The 16,583-nt window shown below is 69.3% G+C and carries 17 protein-coding genes; 11 read left to right on the top strand and 6 right to left on the bottom strand.

The genetic code is table 11. The features are described 5' to 3' along the window. Positions 1–99 precede the first annotated feature (99 nt). Genes I6J71_RS24035 through I6J71_RS24020 form a run of 4 tightly spaced genes read left to right on the top strand, consistent with a single transcriptional unit; the run spans position 100 to position 3,083 of the window. Positions 100–1,257 (top strand): MFS transporter, encoded by a 1,158-nt coding sequence (locus I6J71_RS24035; RefSeq protein WP_204096765.1) that lies wholly within the window; start codon positions 100–102, stop codon positions 1,255–1,257. Continuing rightward, a complete protein-coding gene (locus I6J71_RS24030) occupies positions 1,250–2,014 on the top strand; it encodes an SDR family NAD(P)-dependent oxidoreductase (protein ID WP_204096764.1) in 765 nt (254 codons plus the stop codon). Before I6J71_RS24035 ends, I6J71_RS24030 begins: the two co-directional genes overlap by 8 nt. Beyond that, complete coding sequence (locus tag I6J71_RS24025) at positions 2,011–2,715, top strand: SDR family NAD(P)-dependent oxidoreductase (protein WP_204096763.1); 705 nt, start codon at positions 2,011–2,013, stop codon at positions 2,713–2,715. The genes I6J71_RS24030 and I6J71_RS24025 overlap by 4 nt, the downstream gene beginning before the upstream one ends. A gap of 8 nt (positions 2,716–2,723) precedes the next feature. After that, positions 2,724–3,083: a hypothetical protein gene (locus I6J71_RS24020; protein WP_204096762.1), complete on the top strand. Its 360-nt coding sequence runs from the start codon at positions 2,724–2,726 to the stop codon at positions 3,081–3,083. An 87-nt stretch (positions 3,084–3,170) separates the two neighbouring features. On the opposite strand, the gene I6J71_RS24015 is transcribed toward I6J71_RS24020, so the two are convergent. The 4 genes from I6J71_RS24015 to I6J71_RS24000 all read right to left on the bottom strand — a co-directional run bounded on the left by I6J71_RS24015 (position 3,171) and on the right by I6J71_RS24000 (position 7,977). Then, positions 3,171–4,790 (bottom strand): MFS transporter, encoded by a 1,620-nt coding sequence (locus tag I6J71_RS24015; protein ID WP_204096761.1) that lies wholly within the window; start codon positions 4,788–4,790, stop codon positions 3,171–3,173. A 257-nt stretch (positions 4,791–5,047) separates the two neighbouring features. Further along, on the bottom strand, positions 5,048–6,334 hold the full coding sequence (locus I6J71_RS24010; RefSeq protein WP_239155242.1) for an ATP-binding protein: 1,287 nt from the start codon (positions 6,332–6,334) through the stop codon (positions 5,048–5,050). Positions 6,335–6,774: 440 nt separating this feature from the next. After that, a complete protein-coding gene (locus tag I6J71_RS24005; protein ID WP_204096759.1) occupies positions 6,775–7,017 on the bottom strand; it encodes an amphi-Trp domain-containing protein in 243 nt (80 codons plus the stop codon). Between the two features lie 405 nt (positions 7,018–7,422). After that, positions 7,423–7,977: a TetR/AcrR family transcriptional regulator gene (locus tag I6J71_RS24000; RefSeq protein ID WP_204097210.1), complete on the bottom strand. Its 555-nt coding sequence runs from the start codon at positions 7,975–7,977 to the stop codon at positions 7,423–7,425. A 127-nt stretch (positions 7,978–8,104) separates the two neighbouring features. Here I6J71_RS24000 and I6J71_RS23995 point away from each other — a divergent pair, with 127 nt between their 5' ends. Next, positions 8,105–8,656, top strand: a complete 552-nt coding sequence (locus I6J71_RS23995; RefSeq protein WP_204096758.1) for a hypothetical protein — start codon at positions 8,105–8,107, stop codon at positions 8,654–8,656. A 352-nt stretch (positions 8,657–9,008) separates the two neighbouring features. On the opposite strand, the gene I6J71_RS23990 is transcribed toward I6J71_RS23995, so the two are convergent. Further along, positions 9,009–11,000, bottom strand: a complete 1,992-nt coding sequence (locus I6J71_RS23990; protein ID WP_204096757.1) for an ABC transporter ATP-binding protein — start codon at positions 10,998–11,000, stop codon at positions 9,009–9,011. Between the two features lie 666 nt (positions 11,001–11,666). On the opposite strand from I6J71_RS23990, the gene I6J71_RS23985 reads away from it, so the two are divergent. The 6 genes from I6J71_RS23985 (at position 11,667) to I6J71_RS23960 (ending at position 16,160) form a co-directional block, all read left to right on the top strand. Further along, on the top strand, positions 11,667–11,993 hold the full coding sequence (locus I6J71_RS23985) for a 2Fe-2S iron-sulfur cluster-binding protein (RefSeq protein ID WP_204096756.1): 327 nt from the start codon (positions 11,667–11,669) through the stop codon (positions 11,991–11,993). A 95-nt stretch (positions 11,994–12,088) separates the two neighbouring features. Then, on the top strand, positions 12,089–13,372 hold the full coding sequence (locus I6J71_RS23980) for a Rieske 2Fe-2S domain-containing protein (protein ID WP_204096755.1): 1,284 nt from the start codon (positions 12,089–12,091) through the stop codon (positions 13,370–13,372). 34 nt (positions 13,373–13,406) lie between these two features. Next, the gene (locus tag I6J71_RS23975; protein ID WP_204096754.1) at positions 13,407–13,868 is read left to right on the top strand and encodes a hypothetical protein; all 462 of its coding nucleotides are present in this window, start codon (positions 13,407–13,409) and stop codon (positions 13,866–13,868) included. Between the two features lie 44 nt (positions 13,869–13,912). Further along, positions 13,913–14,716: a 3-methyl-2-oxobutanoate hydroxymethyltransferase gene (locus tag I6J71_RS23970; RefSeq protein ID WP_204096753.1), complete on the top strand. Its 804-nt coding sequence runs from the start codon at positions 13,913–13,915 to the stop codon at positions 14,714–14,716. Positions 14,717–14,727: 11 nt separating this feature from the next. Then, a complete protein-coding gene (locus tag I6J71_RS23965) occupies positions 14,728–15,582 on the top strand; it encodes an alpha/beta fold hydrolase (RefSeq protein ID WP_204096752.1) in 855 nt (284 codons plus the stop codon). Beyond that, positions 15,579–16,160 carry a 2,3-bisphosphoglycerate-dependent phosphoglycerate mutase gene (locus tag I6J71_RS23960; RefSeq protein ID WP_204096751.1) on the top strand — a complete coding sequence of 194 codons (582 nt, stop codon included), beginning with the start codon at positions 15,579–15,581 and terminating at the stop codon, positions 16,158–16,160. The genes I6J71_RS23965 and I6J71_RS23960 overlap by 4 nt, the downstream gene beginning before the upstream one ends. Here the strand turns inward: I6J71_RS23960 and I6J71_RS23955 are convergent. After that, positions 16,141–16,581, bottom strand: coding sequence for an RpiB/LacA/LacB family sugar-phosphate isomerase (locus I6J71_RS23955; protein WP_204096750.1), 441 nt, complete (start codon positions 16,579–16,581; stop codon positions 16,141–16,143). The genes I6J71_RS23960 and I6J71_RS23955 overlap by 20 nt on opposite strands. Positions 16,582–16,583 lie beyond the last annotated feature (2 nt).

Genomic DNA, 16,583 nt, shown 5'->3' with positions numbered 1-16,583 from the left:
CCATCGACCTGACGGCGCCGGCCGTCGACGAGAAGCGCAGATTCCCGGTCTTCTCCCGGAAGGCGACCTGAGGCCTACCAGATCAACACCTGGATCGCCGTGGGCACCGCGATCGTGTGCTTCGCGATCGGCCCGATCATCGACCGGCTCGGCCGCCGCCGCGGAATGATGACCACCATCGGCGGCACCGCGGTCATCTCCACCCTGACCGCGGTGATCCCGGCCGCGCTGGGCGCGGTCAGCGGCGTGATCATCACCGTCATCCGCTCGTTCGGCGGTCTCGGGTTCTCCGAGCAGGCGGTGAACGCGACCTACATGAACGAGGTCTACCAGGTCACCGAGGACGAGAAACGCCGCAAGCGCCCCGGGTTCTACTACTCGTTCATCCAGGGTGGCTGGCCGCTGGGCTTCCTGCTCTCCAGCGCGCTCGCGTTCGTCTTCCTGGACTCGCTGGGCTGGCGGGCGCTGTACGTGATGGCCGCGGTCCCGGCGGCGATCGTGGTCTGGGTGATCTGGCGGAAGCTGCGCGAGACGCCGCAGTTCGAGCTGCACCAGAAGCTGACCGAGCTGGAGAAGGGCGGGCGCACGGACGACGCGCACGCGCTGGCGGCCTCCTACGGAGTCGAGCACTCCTCGGCTTCGCCGTTGAAGCGGCTGTGGGAGCCGGCGTTGCGGCGCAACACGATCGTGCTGTCGCTGGCCTGGATCCTCAACTTCTTCGGCATCGCGATCTTCAGCGTGCTCGGCAGCTCGGTGCTGAAGAACGCCAAGGACGTCTCGCTGTCCAGCGCGTTCTGGATGCTGATCGTGATCAACGCGATCGGCTACTTCGGTTACGTCTTCCACGGCTGGCTCGGCGACCGGATCGGGCGCAAGCGCACCATCATCATCGGCTGGATCATCTCCGGCCTGTGCTTCGCGCTGATGCTCAGCCCGGCCGCGAGCAGCTCGTTCGTGATCATCCTGACCTACGGCGCCGGGCTGTTCTTCCTGGTTGGCCCGTACGCGGCGATCGAGTACTTCATGGCCGAGTGCTACCCGGTCAGCTGCCGGGCCACCGGAACGTCGTTCATCGGTGCGATGAGCCAGCCCGGCACGATCATCGGCGGCGCCCTGTTCACCGCCGTCGCGGCGGGCGCGGGCACCGGCGCGGCGGCCCTGTGGGTCGGCGCGCTCGGCACCCTGGTCTCCGGGGTGCTGATGATCGGTGCCAAACCGCCCGTGGCCGCCCTGCGAGAGGACCACCCGAATGTCTGAGCCGAAAGCGGCGATCGTCACCGGCGCCGCCAGCGGCATCGGCCGCGCCCTGGCCGTGCACTACGCAAAGCGTGGCGTGCACACGGTGATCGGCACGTTCCCCGGCGACCCGCACGACCCGGCCGAAACGCTGCGGCAGGTCGAGGCGGCCGGCGGGAAGGCGGTGGTCCACGAGGTCGACGTGCGCAGCACCGAGCAGGTGGAAGCGTTCGCGCAACGCGCGGTGGACGAGTTCGGCCGGCTGGACTACGCGGTCGCCAACGCCGGCATCCTGCGCAACTCCGCGCTGGCCGACCTGTCCGACGAGCGCTGGCACGACATGCTCGACGTCGACCTGACCGGGGTGCTGCGCACACTGCGGGCCGGGTCGACCCGGATGGGCGAGGGCGGCGCACTGGTCGCGGTGTCCTCGATCGCCGGCGGCGTCTACGGCTGGGAGGAGCACGCCCACTACGCCGCGGCCAAGGCCGGGGTGCTGGGCCTGGTGCGCAGCGTCGCGGTCGAGCTCGGGCCTCGGCAGATCCGGGCCAACGCGGCGATCCCCGGCCTGATCGAGACGCCGCAGTCGCTCGACCCGGTCAACTCGCTCGGTCCGGACGGGCTGCGGCGCGCGGGCGACGACATCCCGTGGGGCCGCGTCGGCCGGCCGGAGGAGGTGGCCGACGTGATCGGGTTCCTCACGTCACCGGCCGCGAACTACGTGACCGGTCAGGCCATCGTCGTCGACGGTGGCCTGACCGTCCGGATGCGCGCATGAAGCGCGCGAGTGGCCGGACCGTCGTCGTAACCGGCGGCGCCAGCGGTATCGGCAAGGCCATCGCAGCCGCGTTCCGGGACAACGGCGACCGGGTCGTCGTCCTCGACCGGACCGCCGGCGCCGGTGTCACCGCGGTGGATGTGTCCGATGAGGACAGTGTGCGGTCGGCGTTCGCCGTGGTGCGGGCCGAGTTCGGCACCGTCGACGTCCTGGTGAACTCGGCCGGGCTGCTCACCGAGTCGCCGGCCGAGGACATGGACCTGGCGGTGTGGAACGAGACCATCGCGGTCGACCTCACCGGGGTGTTCCTGTGCAGCCGGGAGGTGCTCAAGCCGATGCGCGCCCAGCGATGGGGCCGTATCATCAACATCTCTTCGCAGCTGGGCCTCAAGGGTGGCACCGGGCTCGGGCACTACAGCGCCGCCAAGGCCGGCGTCATCGGCTTCACCAAGGCCGTGGCGCTGGAGGTGGCGGCCGACAACGTGCTGGTCAACGCCATCGCTCCCGGCCCGATCGAAACCCCGCTGGTCGACGGCATCTCCCAGGCGTGGAAGGTGGCCAAGCGGGCCGAGCTGCCACTGGGCCGGTTCGGCACGCCGGAGGAGGTCGCCCCCGCGGCCCTGCTGCTGGCCGACGACCCGGGTGGAAACCTGTTCGTGGGGCAGACGCTGGGGCCCAACTCCGGCGACGTGATGCCCTGAAGCCGCCTGTGAGGAAGGGGTTCGAGGTGTGCGGAGCCTGCGGCCGGTCGGTGGTCACCGACCCGGTGTTCCCGGACGGTCGCACCACCCGGGGCAACCTGATCGCCGGCCAGATCATCGACGCGTTGTGCGCCGCCGCGGGCAACCAGCTCCGGGTCGCCGGTCGCCCGGACGGCTTCACCGTCTCGATGCCTGGCCGGCAGCCGGTGCCGTGCGCGACCGTGGCGGACGTCTGGTCCACCGTCCTCGCCGCGGCGCCGGCCACCACCGTTGCGCCGACCGCCGAGCTGGCAGCGCGGTACCGGACGGAATCCCGGCTGGTGGGCGCCATCGTCACCGTTGCCACTGCCGTGCGCGGAAACCGTTGACCGGACCAGCGACGAGCCGGTCGCAGCACCCAGGAGGCGTGTCGCGGCGGGACGCGGGCAGGCGCGGGCGGGTTCTGCCGGAAGTGGTCAGGACGGTTTCTTCGAGCGGGGTTGTGTGGTCGGGATCCGGTTCGTGAAGAACAGGGCCAGGATGGTGGTGAGGGCGAGAACGGCGAGCGCGGCACGCAGGCCGTCGAGCCTGGCTGCGGCGTTGGCGTCGAGCGCCGCTTGGGTGACGTCCGGGCTCGCGCCTGCCGCGTCGAGGGCGGCTTGGAGCTGGGTGTCCGACAGCAGGGGCACGCCGTTCTGGAGCTCGACGGCCGCGTGGCTCTTCACTTCGGCCGGTACCGCCGGGTTCTGCTCGATCGTGGTCAGGAACGAGGTCGTCAGCGCGGCGATGAGGAATGACCCGGCGAGTGCGGTACCGATCGAGGCGCCGAGGTTGGTGACGGCGTTCTGGATGCCGCCGACGTCGGCGCTCTGCCTGTCCGGCACCGCGGACACGGTCACCGCCCCGAGCTGAGACGCCAGCGCTCCCATGCCGAGTCCGATCAGCAGGAGGGGGATCGTGACGATTTCCGCCCCGGCGTCCGCGTCGAGCGCGGCCATCAGGACCACCGCCCCCACGAGCAGCGCGAGGACCCCCAGTCGCACCACCAGTCGTGGCGAGACCTTCGGGAAGACCCGCGGGATGAAGACCACGACGGCCAGCATCGTCAGGGAGAGCGGCAGGATGCGCGCACCGGTCGCGAGTGCGGACAGGCCGAGTGCGACGGACAGGTAGAGCGGTACGACGAAGAACACGCCCATCAGCACGAGGTATTGGAAGAAGAACATCGTCAGGCCGCCGGTGAGCTGCCGGTTCCGCAGGAAGGCCGGGTCGACGAGTGGTTCCCGGTCGTGCTCCACGAGGCGGGCCTCGTAGTGGAAAAACAGCCAGACCAGGAGCAGGCCCGCCAGCATCATCCAGACAACGAGCGAGATCCCGAGCCAGGCGGGCGCGCCGGGCTTCGGCCGGAACCAGCCCCATTCGTCGGAGCGGAGTACCCCGTAGACGAAGAGCCCGAGTCCGAGAGCGGAGAGCGCGGCGCCCACGAGATCTATGCGCGGACGCCTCTCGCGCGGCGCGTCGGCGATGCGGCGGGCGAGGACCAGGATGCCGAGCACGATCGCGACTTCACCGGCGAAGACCCAGCGCCAGGAGAAATAGGTTGTCGCGATGCCTCCGATGAGCGGTCCGATCCCGATCGCCACGGCCCCCGCGGCGGCGACGAGTCCGTAGGCGGCCGGCCGCCGTTCAGCGCGGAAGTTGCCGGCGACGAGCGCCACGATCGCCGGCAGGATCAGCGCCGCACCGATCCCTTCCAGGAACGACCAGCCGAGCAGCAGGACCGGCAGACTCGGCGCGAGCGCTGTCGTCAGGGAGCCGCAGCCGTAAATGCAACAGCCGATGGTGAACGCTCGCTTGTGGCCGATGAGTTCGCCCACTTTGCCACCGGGAATCATGAACATCGCCATCACGAGGGTGTAGGCGGTGATCGCACCTTGGATCCCGGTCACCGTTGTGCCCACGTCTTCGGCCACCGCCGAGATCGACACGTTCATGACGGAACTGTCGAGCGCCATGAGGAACTGACCCGCGGCGAGGGTGAACAGGACGAGTCGCGGTTTCGCCGAACTCTCAGGAGTGCCTGTCCGAGGTGTCATGCACGTATCGTCCCCGCCGCCTGGCAGGAGCTGTCAACTCCGCTTGAATCGTGACCCGGGCTCCGGCTGGAATGTTCCCCGGATTTTCGTTGGTTGTCAGTCGTCAATCTGCCGGCGAGGGTCGGCGAAAGCCGAACGGATCACAAAACCTGAACATTTCCGACGGCACGAATGGTCTGTTCCTCTCCGCCGCGGCAATGCGTGCTCGACGCCGAAGTGCGCGGCGGGATACCTGCGGAAGTTGGGGAGCGCGACGATCACATGCGCAGGTACTTTTCGATGTCTTCTCGGAACTCGTTGATGGCCTGATCGGTGAGTGTGGGCCGGGTGTCGGCAATGGCGGCGAGGTAATCCTCGGTGCCGGCGGGGGCGCCGCGGCCGTGGACGACTTCGCGTTCGAAGGCGGCCTGGGCGCCTTTGCGGGCGGCGAACTCGATGTCGGCGGGCGTGAACATCTCGCTCGCCTCCACCAGCCGGTGCAGGTCCACACCTCCGGCCGCCGGTCCCAGGTAGCGTCGCCAGATCGCTGCCCGAGCCGCCGGGTCCGGGGGACCGACCGGGATGACGTAGTCGAACCGGCCCGGCCGCAGGAACGCCGGATCGAGCGAGCGGACGGAGTTGGTCGCGCAGATCAGCAAGCGGTTGTCGTGGTCGCGGAAGCCGGGGATCAGTTTGAGCAGTTCATTGGTGACTCCGTGGCCGGGATCGACGGCCAGTCCGGACCGCACGCCCGCGATCTCCTCGACTTCGTCGATGAACAGCACGACGGTCTCGAGCGCGGCCAGATCGGCGAACGCGTCCCGCAGCGAGTCGGCCAGACCACCTGCTCCCACCGACGCGAGGCGGGAAGGGAACAGCTCCACGAACGGCCACTCCAGCCGGGAGGCCACAGCCTTGGCGAAGCTCGTTTTGCCGGTGCCCGGCGGACCGAAGAGGACGACCGCCTTCGGCGGAGTGACGCCGTACCTCTCTGCCACCGCGGGCTCGGCCAGCGGCAGCACTATCCGCCGCTCGATGGTCTCCTTCTCGTGCTCCATGCCGGCGAGATCGGTCCACAGTCCCCGCGGGAGGACCCGTCCGCCGAGTTCCGCGAGCAGACCTGCGTCGCTGGCGCCGAGATGCTCGACCTTCTCGTAGAAGGTCAACCCGGGACGAGCGAGGTAGCCGGAGTTGTCCAGGGCCGTGGCTCCCGTCGCACCGGGAGGCAGCAGCGCACTGATCCGGCGTATCCCCTGCACCCGCAGGCGCCGCTCGAGTTCGCCGAGGAGAGAGCTGCCGATCCCGCGGTTGCGCCACATCCGCGCGAGCGCCATCCCCACGATCCACGCCCGCTCCCCCTGGGCCTGCGCGACTGCCATGCCCACGACGTCGTCGCCGACTGCCGCGACCACGACGAGGTCGCCGGTCCGGGTCGCGGCGATGACCTCCGAAATCGGAAACACCGGAGGCGAATCGTCCGCCTGCCGGTCCTGATCCCAGAGTTGGATGGCGCGGTCCAGATCGTCGTCGTGGAAATCCCGTAATCGCCACGTCGGCACCGTCATCACCTTACCGACAATTCGCCGTCGCGCCCACACCTCGGGGGGACACCGCGGAGGCGAACGCCGGTCACCTCTGCCGGAGCCTGCCTGAACTTTCTGATCGGCCCCCGGCTTGGACGGGATGTGGTCGAGGGATGCCTGGTCGTCGCCGGGGGATGGCGATGTGGGGAGCGGATGTCCACACTGGACAGCCCAGGTGGTGTGGGTGCAGGTCAGCCACCGGGCGGTGGCCGCGGTGTGCCGGCCGGGCCGGTCGAGGCCGTCGAGCGCCCCCGGTACAGCTTTGCACCCACAGTCGCAGTTCCGCGCGCGGTAGCCGATCACGGTGACGGCCTCGGCGAAGCTCACCTGGCCGGGTCGCTGGTGAAGTTCGCGCCGAGGACGCCATTCGGTGACGGCGCGGCGACCTGCCGCACCGTGCCGTGGGGCCGCAGGCCGGCGGGTCAGTGCTCCTCGTGGCCCTGCGCGGGCCACTTCAGCTCGATCTCCAGTTCGACCTCGTCGCCGTCGACCTCGAGTTCGATCTCGCAGCGCACGTGGTCGGGCACGTGCACCTTCACCTTGCTGCCGCCCAGCGGGACGACGACCTTCTCGCCGCCGGCGAGCGCCGCCGCCAGCGTCGACAACCGGTTCGCGGCTTCCTCGCGGGTGAGCAGCTCTTCGCGGGTCACTTCCAGTGTGGACATGCTGGAAGCAAACGCGAACCCGCGCCCGGCTGCCTCACCCGCAGCGGATGAGCGGGTCCTGGCGCGAGTCGGCGTGGCCGACCACCGGGTCTCGCGGGAAGCCGGGTTCAGCCGAACCAGCCGGCCGGTACACAGCCGCGCCTGTCGACGTGGCTCATCGCGCAGCCCTCCGCCCAGGCTCGTCGGGTGCCGTATCCGGCCACGCCGAGCACGACGCCACGACGGCCCGCGCCGACGCTGACGAATGAACCGCATCGTTCGTTCCTTTCCGGGGCGATCACCGGCCGGAAAAGGAGTACCAAGTCGTGCCGCTTGTCCTCGGCGTCCGATGCGGTCCGCGGCCGTGCGGAGATCGGCGGAACGTATTGGTCGCTTCGGCGGTGGGGTGGGGAACCGGGTGCCGCGCTAGCGGGTTCCCCGGTGCTTCAGGATTTCCTCCACGCCCAGGAGGAACGTGTCGCAGACCGGTTCGGGGTCGGTGAGGCAGCCTGCGGCCATCGCGCCGTCGCGGAGCAGGACGAAGTGGCGGGCCGCTGAGACGGGGGCGCCGGTGGCGGCGAGGAGGTCGGTGACCGTGTCGAGGAACCACTGGCGGTGCGCGAGCACGGCCTGGTGCACCGGGTGAGCGGGATCGGGGTACTCGGCGGCGGCGTTGAGGAATGCGCAGCCGCGGAAGCCCTGTGAGCGGATGTCGCCGGCGATGGATGCGGCGACCGCGCGGACGGCGTCGGCCGGCGAGGCGGCGCCGGAGCGGGCCTGCTCGACCTGGGTGCGGATCAGCTGGTCGGCGGCCTGCAGGTAGGCGACGACGAGGTCGTCCTTGCCCGGGAAGTGCCGGTACATCGTGGCGCGCGTGACGGACGCCTCGGAGATGATCCGGTCGACGCCCACGGAGTGGAGTCCTTCGAGGTAGAACAGCCGGCTCGCCGTGGCGAGCAGTCGGGAACGTGCTTCGGACACCATTGCGGCCGCCTCTCGAATCGCTGGCGCCAGCGTAGCAGATAGAACGTTCGGTCTTGCTTCAGTGAGCGAGCGCTGCAATAGTTCACCGCAGGAAGACCGAACGTTCTATCTACTAGGAGCTACCGTGACCACCACTGCCGCTCAACCGACCGGCGTCGCGCTGTCCTTGCGGCGCTTGTACTTGGCCCGTTTCGCCTTTGCCGTCGTGTGGGCGGGCTTGCTGTTCGCGGCCGCGTCGGCGCTCGGGCCGGTGAGCGTCGCGCTGCTGGTCCTGTACCCGGTGTTCGACGTGGCCGCCGCGGTCGTCGACGCTCGCTCGGCGCGCACGACCAAGCCGGTCGCCGGGCTGTACGTGAATCTCGTGATCAGCCTGCTCGCCGCCGTCGGGCTGGCCGTCGCGGCCTCGTCGGGCATTCCCGGCGTGCTGCGGGTGTGGGGCGTGTGGGCCGTCGTCGCGGGTCTGGTCCAGCTCGCCGTCGGGATCGCGCGCCGCGGGATGGGTGGCCAGTGGCCGATGATCCTCAGCGGCGGCATCTCCGTGGTGGCCGGGACGACGTTCGTCATTCAGTCCACAAAGGAAGGTGCCGCCCTGACGACCCTCGCCGGCTACGCGGTCCTCGGCGGGATCTTCTTCCTCGTCTCCGCGCTGCGGCTGGGGCGGGCGGCGAAGAACTAGCCCGCGGCGAGCACGCGCTGCGCGCACTGTGAAGGTTGCCGGGTCCGGCGGTCCACGGGAACAGCTGCCGGCCCGGCGCGGCGCGCGGGTGGAGGAAGCCCAGTCCAGCCGACGATACGGCTCGCGCTGACGCGCCTGGCGCGTCCACCGAGACCCTGCATTGATCCGGGCGCCGTCGACGGCAGCGTTTGCGTTGTAGGTGCGCTGAGGTGGGTGGCTAGTTGAGGCCGCGGGGGATACGCCAGAAGGGCATCGTCAACTACACCAGTACCCGCGCGTTCCCTACGCTCTACGGCACCGTCGACGGCATTCTCGGCCTGCGCGATCGGACGGAGTCTTGTGCCGGGCATCTTCACCCGCCACCACGGCGCCCGGTTTCCAGCGCCGGCGACGGGCCTTCCTCTGGTTCGAAGAGCCGGCCCTGAATCCGCCAGCGGACGGGTTCGGTCCCGGGGCGCCGGCCGGGCCGCTGGAGAACACCGGCCGTCGGTCTTGCCGGCGGGCCCGCCGGCAGCCGTGGCGATGTGGGGGAGGGGTTCGCTTCAGCACGATGCTGCGCGTACAGCTTGGCGTACGGTCCGTCGGCGTCCAGTAAATCCTCGTGCCGTCCGGATTCGACCAGCCGACCGTGCTCCAGCATCAGGATGCGATGGGCGGCTGGAGCCAGGGACAGATCGTGGCTGATCAGGATCGTCGTCCTGCCGCCGGCCAGCCGGCGCAGTGGTTCGATCACCCGCTGGACGGCACCCGCGTCGAGCCCGGCGGTGGGCTCGTCCAGCACCAGGACCGGCGCGTCGCGGACGATGGCCCTGGCGATCGCCAGCCGTTGCCGCTGCCCACCGGAAAGCCGCTTGCCGGCGCTGTCCAGTACGGTCTGATACCCGTCCGGCAGGGCCGAGATGAACTCGTGTGCGTCCGCCGCGATCGCCGCGGCCACGATCTGGGCGTCCGAGGCCGAGGGCCGTCCGTAGGCGATGTTGTCGCGCACGGTGCCGTGGAAGACCTGGGTCTGCTGCAGCACCAGGGTCACTTGTTCGCGCAACGATTCGGTAGTGACACCACGAAGGTCGAAACCGTCGAGCCGAACACTGCCCGACGACGGGTCGGCGAAGCGCAGCAGCAATTTGGCGATCGTCGACTTGCCGGCGCCGCTGGCCCCGGTGATGACCACCAATTGGCCCCGGCGCACCGTGAACGACAGCTCGGCCAGCGCCGGCCGATCGGCACCCGGATAGCGGTAGCTGACCCGGTCCACGCTGATCTCACCATCGGAGCGGGCCAGCACGTGGGCGTGCGGATGCTCGACCACCATCGGCCTCGTGTCCAGCAACTCCGTGATGCGGTCGGAACTCGCCGTGGCCGCGTTCACCATGATCGTCAGGGCGCCGAGCCGGCGCAGCGGCGGGTAGAGGTAACCGAGGTACGCGGTGAAGGCCAGCACGCCACCCGCGGTCAGCTGGTGCTGGCTGATTTCCCAGATCCCTCCGCCGACCACCAGGAGCAGCGCTGTGACCTCGGTGATGTCCACCAACGGTGTGTAGGCTCCGGACACCCGGGCTTCGCGGACCCTTGTTCGCATCCAAGCGGCGCCGTGCGTGTGCAACCGCTGCTGTTCGGTCCGCTGCTGGTTGTACGCCTGCACCAGCGTCAGGTTGGTCAGGCTTTCCTGAACGGCCGTGGTGATCATGCCGTTGTAGTCGCGCTCGTCGCGGGAGACTGCCTTGATCCTCTTCGAAAACACCCGGGCCGCCAGCACGAACAGCGGGGCGAGGAGGAACGAGGTGAGCGCCAGGTGCCACGACACGACCAGTGCGGCGCCGCCGTAGAACACCGCGGTCACGACCGAGCTGATGGTTTCGACCGTCCCCGACGCGGTCAGCTGTTCGACCATTTCGACATCGCTCGTCACGCGAGCGACCAGATCACCGGTGTCGTGCCGCGCGAAGAAGTCGGGGGAAAGTTGTTGCAGGTGCGCGTACACCGCGTCGCGCAGGCGAAGCAGGAACCGTTCCGTCACCACGGAAGTCAGAACGCCGCCCCCGAACGAAGCGAAGGCCCCGACCGCGGTCATGACAACCCAGAGGCAAGCGGGACGCCAGAACCCGTGGAGGTCGCCGGTGGTGAGAGCGTTGTCGACGATCGCGCCGAAGGTCCAGATCGCCACGGTCTCCGTGGCCGCGCTGAGCACCAGCAGGAGAACGGCCAGGAGGAGCAGACGGCGTTCGCCGCGGACGTAGGGCCAGAACCGGCGAAATGCCTGCCGAACCGACGACGGTTTCGGCCGGCTTTTCGCGTCGGTGGTGTAGCTGCCGCCGGCGCCCACCACGGGAGTCAGGGCGGTCACACAGCACCTCGTTTCGCATCGTTCCGGGACCGGGTGTTAAATTCCTGTCCCGCCTCCAGGAAAAGGAGTGAGGGCCGGCGCTTTCGAACGCGCCGGCCCTTCCCCCCTCTTTTCGGATCAGGACTGGCTCGCCCTGATCTTCAGCTCGGGATCAGCGACCGTAACGACGGTTCTTGTCGTTCCGCCGGTTGCGGTCGTAGTGGCCATCGCGTCGAGTTTCGCAGTGGTCGCGGGGAACCGGCTTGAAAGAACCCATTGTTTTCTCCTTCTCGAATTCTGCTTCCGGATATTCCGTCGGCGCGCCCCGACGTCTCCGACGGTACTCCGGGAAACCGCTGACACCCGCGATGAGAGAAGTGTCCTCGGACACGTCACCGCGCCTGTTAGACCCTCGTAAGAAAATGCTTTGCTCGGTGACAAAATACCATATTCGCGCAGATATCAACAAGACGATGCCAATCGGTCAAAGGTCGCAGGTTGCGCAATTTGTAGATCAACTTGTGCGTCGGTCCGAATGGGGGTGGGGCGGGCTCCGTGGTGTGCACGGGCCTGCGAGCCGCCGTGGACTGATCTCGGGGCGGTGGCTCCACAGGACCTCGGTGTCTTGCGCCCCTTGGGCGAACCGGTATATTGGTAAGTCCATTAGACAGAGTCGAGGAGTGGGCTATGCCGAAGGTCGTGTACGTCGACGACGCCGGCGGGGAGCGGGCTGTCGACGTCTCCGTGGGGGAGAGCGTCATGAGCGCGGCCGTGCGTGCGGGGGTGCCAGGGATCGTCGGCGAGTGCGGCGGCTGCCTTTCGTGCGGCACCTGCCACGTGTGGGTCCGCGAGGAATTCCTGGATCAGGTCGGCGAAGCCGGCGACATGGAAGACGACCTCCTTGATCTCGCGGTCGGCGACCGGCGAGCCGGCAGCCGCCTCTCGTGTCAGATCGAGGTGACTCCGGAGCTCGACGGGCTCATCGTCGACGTGCCTGGTGAGCAGGTCGTCTGACCTCGAGACGGGCAACTGGCCATTGCCAGTGGTTCAATGGTCTGATATTCAATCCTATAGCGTCTTCGTGGTCGCCGGTGTGAAAGGACTTCAGCGTGCTCCGAACAGAGATCAACGAACTGCTGACGCAGACGGGGCCGGGCACCAAGATGGGCCGCCTGTTCCGGCGCTTCTGGCAGCCCGTGCTCCTGGCCGAGGAGCTGCCCGCCGACGATTGCCCGCCCGTGCGGGTCAAGGTCCTCTCGGAGCGGCTGATCGCCTTCCGGGACTCGCAGGGCCGGTACGGCCTGATGGACGAGTTCTGCGCGCACCGCGGCGTCTCGCTCTGGTTCGGGCGCAACGAGGAGGGGGGTCTCCGCTGCCCTTACCACGGCTGGAAGTACGACTACACCGGTCAGGCGATCGAGGTCCCGAGCGAGCCCGAGACCAGCAACTTCTGCGCCAACGTCAAGCTCAAGTCGTACCCGATGGTCAAGCGGGGTGATGTGCTGTGGGCCTACCTCGGTGACCCCGAGACGCAGCCGCCGCTCCCGGAATGGGAATTCGTGACCGTCCCGGAGGGTCAGGCGTTCACCTCGAAGCGCTTCCAGGAGTGCAACTGGCTGCAGGCGCTGGAAGGGGGCATCGACTCGAGCCACGTCACCTTCCTGCACTCGGGCAGCCTGGACAGCGATCCGCTGTTCAAAGGCTCGAAAGGCAACGCCTACAACCGGGCGGACCTGAAGCCGTTCTTCGAAGTCGTCGACTACGAGGGTGGCCTGCTCATCGGTGCCCGCCGCAGCGCGGAGGAGGGGCACTACTACTGGCGGGTGACCCCGTGGGTGCTGCCGAACTTCACCATGGTCCCCCCGCGCGCCGACCACCCGCTGCACGGCCACTTCTGGGTGCCGATCGACGACGAGAACTGCTGGGCCTGGAGCTTCGATTACCACCCGACGCGCCAGCTCGAGAGCGACGAGGTGTCCGCCATGCGGGCGGGCCTGGGGGTGCACAGCGCGAACGACGAGAACTACCGGCCGCTCGCGAACAAGGACAACGACTACCTCATGGACCGCGAGGCGCAGCGGCGCGGGGAGACCTACTCCGGCATCAAGGGCATCGCGCTGCAGGACTCGTCCCTGCAGGAGTCGATGGGGCCGATCGTCGACCGGACCAAGGAACGCCTCGTCGCGACCGACGCGGGCATCATCAAGGCCCGCCAGAAGCTCCGCAAGGCGGCGCTGGCGCTGGCCGACGAGGGCGTCGAGCCGGTCGGCAACCGCCCGCAGGACCAGAAGGTCCGCTCGGTCGCCATCGTGCTGCCCGCCGACCAGTCCTTTGTAGAGGGAATCGGCGAGGCGATGGTCGCCAAGCCGGGCGTCCCGCAGACAACGGTCTGAGACGGTGGGGAACGACGTGTCGCAACGTGGTTTGGTGAGCAGCTGCGCCCGGGCGGCGACCGCCGAGGAAGCGGCCTTCCGGATCGACTACCCGTTGGCCGCCGCCCGCAACACGCGGGTGGTGGCGCTCGACGATACGGCCGAGCGCATCGTCCGGCACGCCTCGGCCGAGTCGTGGGCGCAGGCGCGGTTCTACTCGGTCTCCGGGTCCGGCCACGAACTCGTCACCATGGCCGGCGACCGGGTGGCGCTCACCGAGGAACTGCGGGACAGTAACACCGTCGTCCTGGTCTCGACGACGGGGGAGAACGCGGAGGCGGCCGCCACCATCGGTGCGGCGTGCACGGTACGCGGCATCATGACGGCGGGACTGGTCGTGACGCCGGACCAGATCGCGAACGAGGCGCTGTTTTCGCTGCGTCCCCACGCCCGGATCCTGCTGGTGCCCGCCGAAGAAGACGACTTGCTCGAGCTGCTGAGGGCGACGCGCGCATGAGCCGGGGAAACGAAACAAAGGTCACCGTCCCGTCGCTTCAGGCGATGAAGAGGCGCGGCGAGAAGAGCGTGTGTTTCGTAGCCTGGGACTACCAGATGGCCCGCATCGTCGACCGGGTCGGCGTGGAGATCGTGTCGGTCGGCGACACCGTCGGGGTCAACCTGTGGGGGCAGTCCCATCCGCTCGAGATCACCTTCGACGAGGTGCTCGTCGTCGCGAAGGCGGCCCGGCGGGGTGTTCGGCGGGCGCTGCTCAGTTGCGACTTCCCGTTCGGCCCGCTTCAGCGGGGTGCGGCCAGTGCCGTCGACGCGGCGATCAGGCTGGTCAAGGAGGCAGGCGTCGACCTGGTGAAGCTCGACGGCGCGGCCGACTTCCCGGAGGCGGTCGAGGCGGTCACCCGGGCGGGCGTTCCGGTCTTCGCGCAGTTCGGGATCACGCCGCAGACCGCGCTCAAGTACGGAATCGAGTATTCCGCCGCCAGCGTCGCACAGGTGCCCGACGAGATGCTGGACGAGCTGGTCGCCGAAGCCCGGCGGCTCGAATCGGCGGGTGCGGTCGCGCTCAACTTCACCAACTCCGGCCCGGTTGTCGGGCCGGCGGTGGTCGACGCCGTGGCGGTTCCCGTGCTAGGCGGGTTCGGCGGCGGTCCGTGGCTCGACGGGCGGATCCGGTTGGCCACGGCGGCCATCGGCTACAACGCGGCCAACGTCGACGCCGACGTCGACACCTACGCCAACGTCGCCCGGCTCGCCTTCGACGCCCTGACCGAGTGCGCCGCGGACATCCGGGGCGGGCGGCAGATCCGCGGCGGGATCAAGGTGCCCCAGAACCAGAGGGCACGGAGCTGAGGAGTGCGCGCATGCCCGTCGCCGTGCTGGAAGGAATCGCCACGCGTTACCGGACTGTCGGCGACGGCCCGCCGCTGCTGATGTTCAGCCCGGGCGGCTTCGACTCCAGTTTGGACAATTGGACGAGCTTCGGGCGGTATCGCGAACTCGGCTTCGTCGACGCGTTGGCATCCGACTACACCTGCATCGTGTTCGACCGGCGCGAATCGGGACGCTCGGGTGGCCGGGTCGAGCGCCTGGACTGGCCGGGGTACGTCCGCCAGGCGCTCGGGCTGCTCGACCACCTCGGGATCGACGAGGCGCACACCATGGGCGGGTGCGTCGGCTGCTCGACCGCGGCCGCGCTCGCGGTCGCGGCGCCGGACCGGGTGCGCAGCATGGTGTTGTTCTCGCCTGCCGGCGGGCCCCGTTACCGGATGGCGCAGCACCGCCGGTTCGTCCGGCACCTCGCCTACGTCGCCGAGCACGGGCTGCCGGCGGTCGTCGGCCTGGCTCAGTCGACGACCGCCGGCTTCAGCAGCGACCCGCGCGTGGGCCCGTGGGCCGCGCCGCTGCGCACCGACGAGGACTTCGCCAAGGAGTACGCCGCGCTCGATCCGGCGCGGTACGACCTGCTCGTGACCGGCTCCGTGCGCGGTCTGTTCGACCGCGACACCGTCCCGGGCGTGGAGCCCGAGGAGCTGATGAGCTGTGACGTCCCGGCGCTGATCGTGCCCGGGCAGGACACCTCGCACGCCCCTTCGGCCGCCCGCTACCTCCAGGAATGCCTGCCGGTGCACGAGTACTGGGACGTCCCGGTCGCCGAGCAGACCGCCGCCACCGCGCCCGCGCGGGTCCTCGAGTTCCTGCGCGGGCGAGACCGGTGACCCCACTGGTCCTGCTTCGCCACGGTGAAAGTACGGCCAACGCGGGGGATGTCTTCGCCGGGCACCTCGATGTCCCGCTGACGCCGGCGGGTGTCCTCGAGGCGCACGCCGCCGCGGCCGCGCTCGCCGGCTGGTGCCCGGACGCTGTGCATGCCTCACCCCTGGTTCGGGCGTCCGGCACCGCCGAGATCGTCGGAAGCCGGCTCGCGCCGGGAGTGGCGGTGGAGCGCCACGCCGCACTCGTCGAGCGTCATTACGGTGTCCTGCAAGGACTTCGGCGCGCCGACGCGCGGGCCCGGTTCGGTGCCGAATCGGTCGCGTGCTGGCGGCGGTCGCCGGCCGGTGTGCCTCCCGGCGGGGAGAGCCTGGAGATGCTGCACGAGCGGCTGAGGCCGTATTGGCTGGAAGTGCTGATGCCGCGGCTGGAATCGGGCCGTTCGGTGCTCGTGGTCGCCCACGGCAACTCGCTGCGCATGCTGCTGGCTCACGTGAGCGGCCTGGAACTGTGCGACGCGATCGCCGTCGAGATCCCGACAGCCGCCCCGCTCCGGCCGGAGGTCAGGCTTCCAGCTCGGTGATCTGGTCGACGCGCCGCTGGTGGGGCCCGCCCTTGAACGGCGTCGACAGCCACAGTGCGAGCAGTCGTTCCGCTTCGTCGTCCGTGATCACCTTCGTGCCCAGCACGAGCACGTTGGCGTCGTTGTTGCCGCGCGAGATCTCGACCATGAACGAGGTGTGCCCGAGTCCCGCGCGGACGCCCCGGATCTTGTTGCAGGCGATGACTTCGCCCTGTCCACTCCCTCCGACGATGACACCGGCATCCGCCCTGCCATCGGTGACCCGCCGGCTCACGTCGGCGCAGAGCGGCGGGTAGTCGACAAGCTCCGTCTCGCTGTGCGAGCCGCGGTCGTCCACCTCGTGGCCGTGGGTGGTGAGCCAGGCGGCGAGGCGCGCCTTGAGCCGGACGCCGTTGTGATCGGCGGCGATCGCGATCCGCACGG

This window comes from Amycolatopsis sp. FDAARGOS 1241 (genome assembly GCF_016889705.1).
Classification (GTDB): Bacteria; Actinomycetota; Actinomycetes; order Mycobacteriales; family Pseudonocardiaceae; genus Amycolatopsis.
Note: the sequence above shows the minus strand (reverse complement) of the source record. Positions and strands in the feature narration are given on the sequence as shown.